This window comes from Limnochorda sp. LNt (assembly GCF_035593265.1).
GTDB lineage: Bacteria > Bacillota > Limnochordia > Limnochordales > Geochordaceae > Geochorda > Geochorda subterranea.
The window spans coordinates 696,873-708,946 of record NZ_CP141614.1 but is presented as its reverse complement, the minus strand read 5'-3'; the positions used below and the strand labels follow the sequence as shown (position 1 = coordinate 708,946).

At 72.7% G+C, this 12,074-nt stretch carries 11 protein-coding genes; 9 read left to right on the top strand and 2 right to left on the bottom strand.

Features of this window, described 5'->3' with window-relative positions; all coding sequences use genetic code 11:
* Positions 1–12 precede the first annotated feature (12 nt).
* Positions 13–1,005 (bottom strand): COX15/CtaA family protein, encoded by a 993-nt coding sequence (locus VLY81_RS03290; RefSeq protein ID WP_324669601.1) that lies wholly within the window; start codon positions 1,003–1,005, stop codon positions 13–15.
* Positions 1,006–1,169: 164 nt separating this feature from the next.
* Here VLY81_RS03290 and VLY81_RS03285 point away from each other — a divergent pair, with 164 nt between their 5' ends.
* Together VLY81_RS03285 and VLY81_RS03280 are read left to right on the top strand one after the other, a co-directional pair.
* The gene (locus VLY81_RS03285; RefSeq protein WP_324670325.1) at positions 1,170–1,529 is read left to right on the top strand and encodes an ArsR/SmtB family transcription factor; all 360 of its coding nucleotides are present in this window, start codon (positions 1,170–1,172) and stop codon (positions 1,527–1,529) included.
* Positions 1,526–3,934, top strand: a complete 2,409-nt coding sequence (locus VLY81_RS03280; protein ID WP_324669600.1) for a heavy metal translocating P-type ATPase — start codon at positions 1,526–1,528, stop codon at positions 3,932–3,934. The genes VLY81_RS03285 and VLY81_RS03280 overlap by 4 nt, the downstream gene beginning before the upstream one ends.
* 16 nt (positions 3,935–3,950) lie before the next feature.
* Here the strand turns inward: VLY81_RS03280 and VLY81_RS03275 are convergent, their stop codons facing one another.
* Positions 3,951–5,282: an MFS transporter gene (locus tag VLY81_RS03275; RefSeq protein ID WP_324669599.1), complete on the bottom strand. Its 1,332-nt coding sequence runs from the start codon at positions 5,280–5,282 to the stop codon at positions 3,951–3,953.
* Between the two features lie 210 nt (positions 5,283–5,492).
* On the opposite strand from VLY81_RS03275, the gene VLY81_RS03270 reads away from it, so the two are divergent.
* The 7 genes from VLY81_RS03270 to VLY81_RS03240 all read left to right on the top strand — a co-directional run bounded on the left by VLY81_RS03270 (position 5,493) and on the right by VLY81_RS03240 (position 12,055).
* Positions 5,493–6,302 carry an HAD family hydrolase gene (locus VLY81_RS03270; RefSeq protein WP_324669598.1) on the top strand — a complete coding sequence of 270 codons (810 nt, stop codon included), beginning with the start codon at positions 5,493–5,495 and terminating at the stop codon, positions 6,300–6,302.
* A gap of 2 nt (positions 6,303–6,304) precedes the next feature.
* The gene (locus VLY81_RS03265) at positions 6,305–8,245 is read left to right on the top strand and encodes a sensor histidine kinase (protein WP_324669597.1); all 1,941 of its coding nucleotides are present in this window, start codon (positions 6,305–6,307) and stop codon (positions 8,243–8,245) included.
* A complete protein-coding gene (locus tag VLY81_RS03260) occupies positions 8,214–8,879 on the top strand; it encodes a response regulator transcription factor (RefSeq protein ID WP_324669595.1) in 666 nt (221 codons plus the stop codon). Before VLY81_RS03265 ends, VLY81_RS03260 begins: the two co-directional genes overlap by 32 nt.
* 120 nt (positions 8,880–8,999) lie before the next feature.
* Positions 9,000–9,674: an SCO family protein gene (locus VLY81_RS03255; RefSeq protein ID WP_324669594.1), complete on the top strand. Its 675-nt coding sequence runs from the start codon at positions 9,000–9,002 to the stop codon at positions 9,672–9,674.
* Positions 9,675–9,709: 35 nt separating this feature from the next.
* On the top strand, positions 9,710–9,925 hold the full coding sequence (locus tag VLY81_RS03250; RefSeq protein WP_324669593.1) for a hypothetical protein: 216 nt from the start codon (positions 9,710–9,712) through the stop codon (positions 9,923–9,925).
* A gap of 14 nt (positions 9,926–9,939) precedes the next feature.
* On the top strand, positions 9,940–10,407 hold the full coding sequence (locus VLY81_RS03245) for a cytochrome c oxidase subunit II (protein WP_324669592.1): 468 nt from the start codon (positions 9,940–9,942) through the stop codon (positions 10,405–10,407).
* A 19-nt stretch (positions 10,408–10,426) separates the two neighbouring features.
* Positions 10,427–12,055 carry a b(o/a)3-type cytochrome-c oxidase subunit 1 gene (locus VLY81_RS03240; RefSeq protein ID WP_324669591.1) on the top strand — a complete coding sequence of 543 codons (1,629 nt, stop codon included), beginning with the start codon at positions 10,427–10,429 and terminating at the stop codon, positions 12,053–12,055.
* The last annotated feature ends 19 nt before the right edge of the window (positions 12,056–12,074 follow it).

Genomic DNA, 12,074 nt, shown 5'->3' with positions numbered 1-12,074 from the left:
CCTCCTTCGCCTTCATGCACCCGAGTCGAGGCCCGGGTTGACCGCCCTCGACGCGCGAGCCGTGCCCGACCCTGGTCGATGGACCTCGGCGAGCCAGCACCGGGCCGTCTCTGCCGAGAGCAGCGCCACCAGCAGCGTGGCGACGCCCAGGTGAGCGACCCGCACGGCAGCCGGGAGCTGCCACACCACCGCCACGGCCCCGAGCCCCACCTGGACGACGTAGAGCAGGCCCGCGGACCACCACGCCGTCGCGCCTCGGCTGCGCAGCACCCCTACGACGATGGCCATGCCGAGGGCCAGCGCCGCCACCCGGTGGCTCCACTGCAGCCAGAAGGGCCACCCAGACGGCGGCAACACCGACCCGCCGCACAACGGCCAATCCGTGCAGGCCAGCGAGGCGCCCAGGGCACGGACGTAGGCCCCGATCCCGACCACGGCCATGGCCAGCACCGCGGCCGTGGCCGTGAAGCCAAGGCTCACGGACGTCCGCGCCGCGGGCAGCCTCCCGTGCCCTCCGCCCGCCACCGCGCGGGCCATCACCACCGCCGCCGCCGTCAGCCCCACCACCACGGTGGCCAGGATCAGGTGCGCGCCGCCCACGCCGGGTGCGAGCTCCGTCAGGACGTTGGCCCCGCCCAGCAACGCCTGGAGCGTGACCAGCACCGCCGCCGCCGCGGCCAGGCGCGACAGGGCGATGCGCACGGTCCCCGTCGAGCCCGCCAGGGCCACCCCGGCCCGCCCCGGACGACTGCGCCAGGCCAGCCAGTAGGTACCGAGCATGAAGAGCCCGGCCACCACCCGATGCGAGAACTCCACGAGCGCGGCCCCTCCCACCGGCGGCACCACGCTGCCGTAGCAAAGGGGCCAATCGGGGCAGCCGAGGCCCGAGCCGGTCACCCGCACGACCCCACCCACCAGCACCACCAAGAAGGAGACGACGGCCACGGCCTGCACCAGCCCGACCGGCACGGGGCTCTCGAGTGCCGGGCCACGCCGAACCTGCACGGTCCCTCTCACGCTCCTCGCCCACCGAGTCCGCGGTCCCCGCGACGGCCCGCGCTGCCAGGTGCAGTCTAGCACATCGAGCTCGCCGCCGCGGGACGTGCTTGACGCCCCGGCGCCGGAGGCGTATCCTGCCGACAGATAAACGTCCGCTTATATGTTTGTGGGTGATCACCATGCTGGCCACGCAGGCCATCCGGCACGGTCGTCGAGAGCTGACGCCCGTCGACGTCGAGACGGCGACGCGCGCCGTGGAGCTCTTCAAGGTGCTGGCCGATCCCACCCGACTGCGCATCCTCTCGATGCTGGCCGACGGGGAGCAGTGCGTGCACCGCATCGCCGAGACGATGCGGATGTCGCAGCCGGCCGTCTCCCACCACCTGCGGAAGCTGCGAGTCTCGCGCGTGGTGACCTGCCGTCGCGAGGGGCGCCACGTCTACTACCGGCTCGATGACGAGCACGTCCACGCCTTGCTGCGACAGGCGCTGGAGCATGTGCGCCACGGCTGGCCGGGGGGTGCCGCATGAGCAAGAGCCTCGCTCCGCCCGACGTCCGGTCGGCATCGTCCCCACCGCCCGCGTCGGGACGGGTCCGGCTCCCCCTGGCGGAGCTCCTCCCGGGAGTCCCGGCCCGAGACGCCTGCGGGGAGCGCCTGGCCGAGGCGCTTCGCCGCAGCCCGGGGGTCGACCGGGTCGAGCTGGAGCTCGAGGGAGACGCGCCCGCCCTGTCGGTACGGTTCGACACCGACCGCCTCACGCGAGCGGGCGTGGCCGCCCTCGCCCGCGGCCACGCGGATCGCATCCTGCGCCGCTTCCGCCACGAGCGACTGCGGGTGGAGGGGATGGACTGCCCCGAGTGCGCCCGCGCCGTCGAGCACGTCATGGCCCGATTCGACGGGATCGGCACCGTGATGGTCGACTTCGACGCCCGTACCGTCGCCATCGAGTACGACCCCTCGAGGGTCGGCCGGCGCGCCATTCGCCGGCGGCTCGACGCCTTGGGCTACCGGGTCGAGGAGGGCACCCGGCTGCTGCGGTGGGGACGTGAGCATCCCGCCCTGGCCCAAACGCTGGGCGCCGCTCTCGGGGCCGCGGCTGCCTGGCTGGTGGAGCGATTGCTACCCACCGCGCCGGGTCTGGCGACGGCCCTCTGGGCGACGTCGTACGGCGTGGCCGGCTGGCCCATCGTGCGAGAGCTGGCTCGCCGGCCCTGGCGTAAGCGTCTCGACGTCCACGTGCTGATGCTGCTGGCCGCTGTCGGCTCGGTCTTCATCGGGGCGCTGGAGGAGGGGGCCGTGCTGCTGCTCCTCTTCAGCCTCGCCCACAGCCTGGAGCACCTGGCCGAGGGCCGCGCCCGGTCGGCCATCCGGTCGTTGGGCACGATGGCGCCGCGGATGGCCAGCCGCATCGAGGGCGGCGCCGCGCAGGAGGTGCCGGTCGAGGCCCTGCGGCGGGGCGATCGGGTGCGCGTCCGACCCGGCGAGCGGATCCCGGTGGACGGGACGGTGCTCGAGGGGCGCTCGGCCGTCGATCAGTCGGCCATCACGGGCGAGAGCGAGCCGGTCGAGAAGACGCCGGGGAGCCCCGTCTTCGCGGGCACCGTCAACGGCAGCGGCGTGCTGGAGGTGGAGGTGTCCCGGCTCTCCTCGGAGTCCACGCTGGCCCGCATGGCGCGCCTGGTGGAGGCGGCTCGCTCCCAGGCCTCCCCGGCTCAGCGGCTCGCCGCCCGCAGCGCCTCGATCCTGGTGCCGGTGGTGCTGGCCGGCGCGGCAGCTGTCGCGACTCTGCCGCCGCTCGTGGGGTGGATCGGCTGGCAGGAGGCCCTCTATCGGGCCATGGCGCTGCTGGTCGCGGCCTCGCCCTGCGCGCTGGCCATAGGTGCGCCAGTGGCGGGGGTGGCCGCCCTGGCGCGTGCCGCCCGGTTGGGCCTGGTCGTCAAGGGCAGCTCCCATCTCGAGCGCCTGGGCCGGGTGCGGGCCGTCGCGTTCGACAAGACCGGGACGCTGACCCTGGGGCGGCCCGAGGTGCGCCGGATCCAACCCGTAGAGGGGGCCGGGCCGGCGGGGCCCGACGCCGTGCTGGCGCTGGCGGCCTCGGCCGAGGCCGCGTCCACCCACCCGCTGGCGCGGGCCGTGGTACGAGCCGCGAAGGCTCGGGGCCTCCCGCTCCTCGAGGCTCACGCCGTGCGGGACGTCCCGGGTCAGGGGGTCGACGCCCGGATCCGGGGCCAGCGGGTGCGAGTCGGCACCCTCGCCTTTGCCACCGATGGCACGTCACGGCCGGCGATGGCACCCGGCGACGGCGCTCCCGTCACCCGGCCGGGAGAGACCTCCCTCTTCGTCTCGGTGCACGGCCGGCTGGTGGGCGTCATCGGCCTGGCTGACCCGGTACGACCCGAGGCGACGGAGGCGATCCGGACCCTTCGTCGGTTGGGGATCCGGCACGTGGCGGTCCTCAGCGGCGACCGGCCCGAGACGGTGGAGCTGGTGGCCCGGCAGGTGGGGGCCGACGAGGCGCTGGCCGCCCTGCTGCCTGCCGACAAGGTGGAGGCCATCCGGACCCTCGAGAGGCGCCACGGGCCGACGGCCATGGTGGGCGACGGCGTCAACGACGCGCCGGCCCTGGCCTCGGCCGGGGTGGGGATCGCCATGGGAGCCGCCGGATCCGACACCGCGCTGGAGGCCGCGCCGGCCGCTTTGCTGGGCGAGGACCTGCGGCTGATCCCTCAGGCCGTGGGGCTGGGCAGAGCCCTCGGGCGGGTGGTCCAGCAAAACCACCTGGTCGCGGTCGGGGTCATGGTGCTCCTGGCCGCGGCGGCCGTCTCGGGCCGCGCCGGCATCGGCCCGGCCGTCGCCATCCACGAGGCCAGCACCGTCGCCGTCGCCTTCAACGCCTTGCGGCTCTTGCGCTGGCGACCTGCCGCCGAAGGCTGAGCGGCCCGTCGCGCCCTCAGCCGGGTACGTCGGCCGGCCGACCGGTGCGCCCGCGCCGCACCGCAGCGGAGGCCACGAAGAGGGCCGCTCCTGCCGCCGACGCCAGCCCGGCCAGCCCGAAGACGGTGCGAAGGCCCCACAGTTCGCCCAGCATGCCGCCCGTCAGGGGGGCGACGATGCGCCCCAGGCCCTGAAACGAGACCAGCAGTCCGACGGCGGTGCCCCGGATGGCCGGATCGAGGCGCCGCGCTACGAAGCTGACGCCCAGCACCTCCATGGAGGAGAAGGCGAAGGCCTGCAGCGCCTGCAACGGCAACAGGTGAAGCGGCCCGGGCGCCAGGGTGACCAGTGCCCATCGGGCGGCACCGACCGACGCCCCGGCCACCAGCAGCCCGTGGACGCCACGCCGGTCCGACGCCCGCCCCAGCCACAGCATGAAGGGCACCTCCAGGGAAGCCGGCAGGGCCATCAGCACGCCGAAAAGGGCGTCGGAGGCGCCGAGCTCTGCCCGGGTGTAGAGCGGGAAGTAGAGGGCTCCCATCTGCATGGCCAGCGTCACCAGCGCGATGCCCAGCAAGAAGAGGGTCACGTCGGCCATCCGCAGCACGTCGGCCGGCCCGGGCAAAGCTGCTGGATGCCCTCCAGCCGGGTCGACGCCGCGCCCCCGTGCCCCCCTGACGCCGTGGTCGCCCCCCAGTTCGGGAAGCCCTCGCCACAACACGATCCCGACCAGGGCGTGCATCATGGCCGATAGCACGAAGGCGCCCCGCGCCCCGATGCTGCCCAGCATCCATCCGAGCGACAGCGAGGTGAGCACCCACCCGATGGAGCCGCTCACCCGATAGGTGCTGAAGGCCCTGCCCGACGCCTCGGGACGGGCCAGGCCGCTGGCGCTGGCGAACATCATCGTTATGTAGGCGGCGGTGGCCACCCCCGCTATGGCCACGGCAGCGGCGAGCAGGAGCGGATGTCGGGTGAGGGCGATGGCCCCGTGCAAGATGGCCGTCACGGCGATGGCCCCGACCATCGGGGTGCGACGGCGGCCGGCCCGGTCCGACAGGTGACCTACGGGCGCCTGGGAAAGGAAGGTGAGCAGTCCCGTGAGGGCCTGCGTCGTGCCGATGAGGCCGAGGCTCATGCCGGCGTCGCGGAGATAGATGGCCACCAGGGGCATGGTCCAGCCCCAGGCACCCATCAGGCCCAGGGTGGCCGCCCACAGCAGGACGAAGCCGCGCACCCGCGCCGGGTCCGCGCCGACCAGGTGCTGGATGCGGGCGCCTACCGGACCCGGCGTGCCGGCACGCCCCGCCCTCCCGGCCCTGGCCGGCGGCTCGACCGCCGCGCCCACCGCCGTCGCGTCATCCCCTCCCGGACCCTGGCAGGGGTGGGAGGGACCCCACCGTCCCGCTCCCGCCTGATACGCCGCTCGACGAGCCGGCGCCTGCCGGATGACACGCCTCGACCATGGCGCCTGCCAGGTGCGCGGGCCGGCCGGCGACGCGCCCGTCGTCCCAGCACCGGCGGCGCGCCTGCCCTTATAATGGGCCAGGGGCCCGTCATGCGACGCACCTGCGCGATCCTGTTCGACGTCGGCGACACCCTGGTGGGTTTTCCCGTCCCCTCGTGGGAGGAGGTGGATCGGGCCAGCATCGGCGCCTTGCGGGACGCCCTGGCCCGTCCCCTGGCCGACGGCACTCGCCTGAGCGGCTCGCCGCCCTCGCAGGACCGCCTGTTGGAGGCCTTCGAGCAGGCGGTCCGAGAGTACCAGGCCCGGACGGCTCCCCGCCTCCTGGAGATGCGGGCACTCGACGTCCTGCGAAGGACGCTCCATCGCGTCGGCATCGACGTCTCCGAGGCAGCGCTCAACGGGCTCGAGCGGGCGTGGGCGACGCCCCGGCTGGCCATCCGGCGCGTCTTTCCCGAGGTGGGCGAGGTGCTGGCACAGCTCTCCGGCGCGGGCGTGCGGCTCGGGCTGATCTCCAACATCTGGATCAGCGGCCCCATCGTCCGCGAACACCTGGACGTGCTGGGGTTGCTCCGACCGTTCGAGTCGGTCGTGCTCTCCTCCGAGGTGGGCCTGATCAAGCCTCACCGTCTGCTCTTCGATGTGGCCCTGAGCCAGCTGGGAGTGGCGCCGGGCGAGGCCTGGTACGTGGGTGACAACCCCCACGCCGACGTGGCCGGAGCCAAGGCCGCTGGCATGGGCGCGGTCCTGGTCCAGCGCCCGGACGATGGGAGGCCCCGGCCGTCGCCGTCGGGCGACTTCGCTCCCTACGATGGACCCCCGCCCGACCTGGTGATCCGGGACCTTCGGGAGGTGCTCGCCGTCGTCGAGCGCGGCACCCACGGACCTGCGGGCGGACGTTGACCATGAGAAGCAGGCGCTCCATCGCCCGCTACGGGCGGGAGATCCTGTGGGCGCTGCCCCTGGCCGTGCTGGGCCTGGCTGCCCTGCACCAGGCGTGGCTCGGTGTGGTCCTCCGGCATCTATCCCCCGAGTGGCACGGCCTGGCTCAGCTCGTCGCGTACGGCACCACCGGCGTCGTCGGGGCCTGGCTGGGCCTGCGACGCCTGCTGGATGCCCTGGCCGAGCGCGAGCGGGCGGAGGAGGAGCTGCGACAGGCTTACGCGGACCTCAAGGAGCAACAGCGCAGGCTGGTGGTGCTGCACGAGTTCGGCAAGCGAGCCGCCGGAGCGCTGGACGTGCAGGAGGTCCTGGCCCTGGCTGCACGCGTGCCCGTCGAGCTCGTCGGGGCCCGTGGGGCGGCCGCGGTCTCCTTCGACCCGGAGACGGGGCGGCCCGGCCTCGAGGTGACGTGGAGCCTCAGCGACGCCGCCACGGCCAGGCTCCGGCGAGTGGTCGAGGGCGGGCTCGTCTCGGAGGCCTGCAGGGCCTGCCAGCCCCTGACGGCCAATCTCAACGCGGGTTGCCCCATGCTGACCGGCCTCGGCCCTCTCGCGACCCGGGAGGGCATCGGCTCGGTGGTCTGCCTGCCCTTCGCCATCGGGGAGGACAGGGTCGGAGTGCTGGCCACCTACCTGCCGGCAGGCGAGCCCCCGCCACCCGACCGGCTGCACCTGCTGGACGTCCTGGCGGCCGAGGTGGCCCCTGCCCTGGAGGGGGCGCGGCTGCGCGCCCGCCTGGCGGCCGCGGTCTACGCCGGCCGGGAGCTCGGTCGCGCGCCCGACGACGTGCACGGCCTGCTGGACCGGGCCCTGGCCATCCTCCTCGAGGGATGGGGTGCCGAGGTCGGCGCCGTGCTGCTACGACGTGGCGACCCGCCTGCCTGGGAGGTGGCGGCGCAGCGTCACCTCGGCGACATGGCCGCCCCCGCCGCCGCCCTGGCGATGAGCCTGGCCCGGCTGGCTCAGCAGCGCAGGCACCCGGTCGTCATCCCCAGGATGCGAGGCCGCCACGGCCTGCGCTCCGTCGCAGCCGTGCCGCTGGAGGCCGAAGGTGAGGTGCTGGGAGTGGCCGTGCTGGGATCGACGCACGACGGCCAGCTGGCCCGGCACCAGGCGGAGATGCTGGAGGCGCTGGGTGCGCAACTTGCCCTGGCTGTGCGCAACGCCCAGCTCTACCATCGCCTCCGGGAGACCGCGGTAGTGGAGGAGCGCTATCGCCTCTCCCGGGAGATGCACGACACCCTGGCCCAGACGCTGGGCTACCTGGGGCTGCAAGCCAGTCACGTCCTTCGGCTCGTCGAGCATGGCGAGATGCACCAGGCCTCCGAGGAGCTGCGGCAGATGGTGGAGGTGCTCAGGGAGGCGTACCTCGACGTGCGGGAGGCCATCGAGGACCTCCGGGCGAGCACGGGCGAGAGCGGAGGGTTGCAGACCTCCCTGCGCCGCGTCGTCGAGACCTTCCGCCAGCGCACGCCCATCGCCGCCCATCTGGAGATCGAGGGCCCCGTGCCGGAGATGCCGTCGGCCGTGCACCTGCAGCTGTTGCGCATCGTGCAGGAGGCGCTCGCCAACGTCCGCAAGCACAGTCAGGCGACCCGGGTCGAGGTGAGGCTCCGGGCCGACCCCGGCCACCTCGAGCTGAGCGTGGCCGACGACGGGAGGGGCTTCCATCCGGCCGGCACCCAGGCGCCCGGACATCACGGCCTGGTTGCCATGCGCGAGCGCGCGCAGACCATCGGGGCCCAGCTCACCATCGCGACGGGGCCAGGACGGGGCACTCGCGTGATGCTGCGCCTGCCGGTGCCGTGCGCCGCTGCGCCGTGCCGCGAGCGAGCCGCCGTCACGAGCGCCGTGAGAGGAGGTGCCCCCTCCGATGCCTCCCATACGGGTCCTGGTCGTGGATGATCACCGCCTCTTCCGCGAGGGGCTGCGGCGGATCCTGGCCAGCCACGACGACATGGAGGTGGTCGGGCTGGCCGCCGACGGGCAGGAGGCGGTCGAGCAGGCCCGGCTGCACCGTCCCGACGTGATCCTGATGGACGTCAAGATGCCGGGCACGGACGGGGTGGCCGCGACCCGCGCCGTGCGGGAGGTGGTGCCCGACGTGCGAGTCGTCATGCTCACCGTCTCCGAGCGGGACGAGGATCTCTTCGGAGCCATCAAGGCGGGCGCCCGGGGCTACCTGCTCAAGAGCGTCCACGAGGAGCAGCTGCTGGAGGCCATCCGGCAGGTGCATCGTGGCGAGGCGGTGCTCTCGCCCCAACTGGCGGCGCGGCTGCTGCAGGAGATGGTCCGAAAGGACGCGGCCCCCCAGGAGCCATCCGCCCTGACGGAGCGTGAGGTGGAGGTGCTCCGACTGGCCAGCGAGGGGCTGACCAACCGGGAGATCGCCGAGCGGCTCCACCTATCGGTGCACACGGTCAAGACCCATCTGCGCCACGCCCTCGACAAGCTCCACGCCAGAAACCGCGCCGAGGCGGCCACCAAGGCCTGGCGCCAGGGCCACCTGACCGCACCACCCCCGCAGGGACAAAAGTAACCGACGAAAGTACCCCCACAGGTCGCACCCCCGGGCGACTCCGTATCAACCGATTGCGTCATTGGCGCGGCTTCGCCACCGGAGTTGAATGAAGATGTAATGGGAGCCATTACGATTCCGGTGGCAGGCAAGCTGGGGCGCACCGGGCGGTGGGCCTGGGGCGGTCTTCTCGTGGTCCCCCTGGCGGTCGTCGGCTTCGCCGTCGCGAAGCCCGTCAAGGTGTTGCCCCGCCTGGGCCCCGCCCCCATCTTCCGGCTCGTCGACGCCGACGGACGGGCCGTCACCCACGAGCAGATGCGGGGGCGCCCCGTGCTCTACAGCTTCTTCACCACCTCCGCCGACGACCGGGTGGGCAGCGTCATGACGCGTCACCTGCTGGCTCTACAGGATCGGTGGTCACGGGGATCGCCGGATGCGGCCTCCCCCACGCCGTTGCTGGTCACCATCACCCTCGATCCGGAGCGCGACACCCCGGCGCGCCTCAAGGCCTGGGCCGAGCGGGTCGGGGTCGACCCGCAGCGCTGGCTCCTCCTGACCGGGGCGGGACTGGCCGTCAAACTGGTGGTCGGCACCGGCTTCGGCGTCTACTACGAGACGCCGCCGGGCAACTACGACAGCCGCTACGTCCTCGTTGACGCGGCCGGCGAGATCAGGGCGGTGTACCGGGGCCCGCAGCTCGACGTCGCCACCGTCGCGGCGGACCTGGCCCTGCTCCAGCGGGAGGCGGCGGCCCGGGGAGCGGCCCGCCTCGCTTACGCCGCGGCCCATTGGTTCGCCTGCTATCCGGTGCGGTAACCCGACGAGTCGTGCAAGAGGGGGCGATTGACAAGATGGCTGTCCAGCCCACCGGCCACCCGGCCAGGAGGGTGCCGGCAGAGGCGACCGAGGCCCGAGACATCCCGCCGGCGCATCCCGTCGCCGAGACGGAGGCCCATGAGCGGCCACGAGGGGCCATGGCCGCCACACTGCTCTACCTGGCCGTCATCGCGGCGGCCTGGGGCTACATGTACTTCTCGTTGCTGCGCGCCGCGCACGCGATGCCCTGAAGGGAGGCGCTCCGGTGCAGATCGACCGTTACGAGCGGCGGTGGATGGTCCTGACGGCGGTGACGCTGGCCGTCTTGTTCGTGGCGGTGATGGGCTCCGTCCTGGGAGCGGGCATCCAGGTGCCGGGCATCGACGGGCAGGTCGATCCCCGAGCCCTGGCCAGCACCCCGCCGTTCGACCGGCCGGGTCTGCGGGAGCTGGGGCCCGGACGCTACGAGGCGACCATCGTCGCCTTCATCTGGGCCTACTCGCCCAACGAGATCCGGGTGCCCGCCGGCTCCACGGTGACCTTCACCCTGACGAGCCGGGACGTCGTCCACGGCTTTCGCATCCTCGACACCCCGGTCAACACCATGGTCATCCCGGGCCAGGTCGCCAGGGTGACCCACACGTTCACCCGCCCGGACACCTATCTCTTCGTCTGCCACGAGTACTGCGGCGTCAACCACCACACCATGTACGGCCGCATCATCGTCGAGTGAGGGGATGGACATGGTGACGATGAGCCTCGCCCAACGCCGACTGGTGAGCTGGCACCTCTACGTCGCGGTGGGCGCCCTGGCGCTGGGAGCGTCCATGGGGCCGTTGCAAGCCCTCGAGCACATGGGGATCGACCTGTATCGCTATGTGCCATTCCTGGCCTCTTACTACCAGGGCCTGAGCCTGCACGGCGTGCTCAACGTCCTGGTCTGGACGACGTTCTTCATCAGCGGCTTCTTGACGTTCGTCACCTCGGCCACGCTGAGGCGACCGTTGTACAGCTTGCGCCTGGGCTGGCTCGCCTGGGGCCTGATGACGGTGGGAGTCGTCATGGCCGGCTGGGCCATGCTGACCAACCAGGCCACGGTGCTCTTCACCTCCTACCCACCCCTCAAGGGCCACCCGGCGTACTACTTCGGGCTCACCTTGCTGGTCGTGGGTACGTGGCTGGTCTCGGCCAACCTCTTCCTGACCTGGCGACAGTGGCGCCGTGAGCATCCCACGGAGCGCACCCCGCTGGGCGCCTTCGGGGCGCTGGTTACCTTCGTCATGTGGGATCTGGCGAGCGTCGGGCTGGCGGTCGAGTCGCTGCTGATGCTGATCCCCATGTCGCTGGGCACCGTGGAGGGCACCGACCCGGTGCTGGCGCGGGCCTTCTTCTGGTTCACGGGTCACCCCATCGTCTACTTCTGGCTCCTGCCGGCTTACGTGTCATGGTACAGCATGGTGCCCAAGCAGGCCGGCGGCAAGCTCTTCAGCGACCCGCTGGCTCGGCTGGCGCTGCTCCTGTTCATCCCCTTCTCCATCCCGGTGGGGCTGCACCACCAGTTCACCGACCCGGGCATCGCCCAGGGGTGGAAGATGGTGCACGCGGCCCTCACCTTCGTCGTCTTCTTCCCCAGCGCCATGACGGCCTTCACCCTGCTGGCCTCGCTGGAGAACGCGGGACGGGCCCGAGGAGCGCGGGGCTGGTTCGACTGGTTCTTCCGGCTGCCGTGGCGCGATCCTTCGGTGGCCGCCCAGCTGTTCGCCATGATCCTCTTCGCGCTGGGCGGCATCAGCGGCATCATCAACGCCTCGTACAACCTCAACCTGATGGTGCACAACACGGCCTGGGTGCCCGGCCACTTCCACTTGACGGTGGGCTCGGGGGTCACCCTCACGTTCATGGGCATCTCCTACTGGCTCATCCCCTACCTGACGGGCCGACGCCTCTGGAGTCCCAAGGCGGCCCTGGTACAGGCCTGGACGTGGTTCATCGGGATGCTCATCTTCGGGCGGGGCATGCACTGGCTGGGTCTCTTGGGCGCCCCCCGGCGGACCATGCTGGGCGCCGCCACCTACGCCCAGCTGCGCCCCGATTGGGCCCTCCCCTCCGTCCTGGTGGGCGTCGGCGGCGTGATCCTGGCCGTCAGCCTCTACCTGTACCTCGTGCAGATCGTGGCCACCCTCTTCTTCTCCCGGGAGCCGGCCCAGGTGGAGGTGCCCGAGGCTGAGGCCGTGTCGGGGCCGGAGCACGCGCCCTTCTGGTTCGAGCGGTGGCGACTCTGGGTGGGTGCCGCGGTGGGGCTGGCCGCGCTGGGATACGTGCCCACCCTGGTGGACCTGCTGACCCGGTTCACCCCGGTGCCGGGACTGCGCGTCTGGTAGCGGCGACGCGCCAAGCATC

Excerpts from the sequence above, each read along its gene's own strand:
- VLY81_RS03240 (WP_324669591.1), top strand. The coding sequence starts at position 10,427 with ATGAGCCTCGCCCAACGCCGACTGGTGAGCTGGCACCTCTACGTCGCG.
- VLY81_RS03265 (WP_324669597.1), top strand. The coding sequence starts at position 6,305 with ATGAGAAGCAGGCGCTCCATCGCCCGCTACGGGCGGGAGATCCTGTGG.
- VLY81_RS03280 (WP_324669600.1), top strand. The coding sequence starts at position 1,526 with ATGAGCAAGAGCCTCGCTCCGCCCGACGTCCGGTCGGCATCGTCCCCA.
- VLY81_RS03270 (WP_324669598.1), top strand. The coding sequence starts at position 5,493 with ATGCGACGCACCTGCGCGATCCTGTTCGACGTCGGCGACACCCTGGTG.
- VLY81_RS03260 (WP_324669595.1), top strand. The coding sequence starts at position 8,214 with ATGCCTCCCATACGGGTCCTGGTCGTGGATGATCACCGCCTCTTCCGC.
- VLY81_RS03250 (WP_324669593.1), top strand. The coding sequence starts at position 9,710 with ATGGCTGTCCAGCCCACCGGCCACCCGGCCAGGAGGGTGCCGGCAGAG.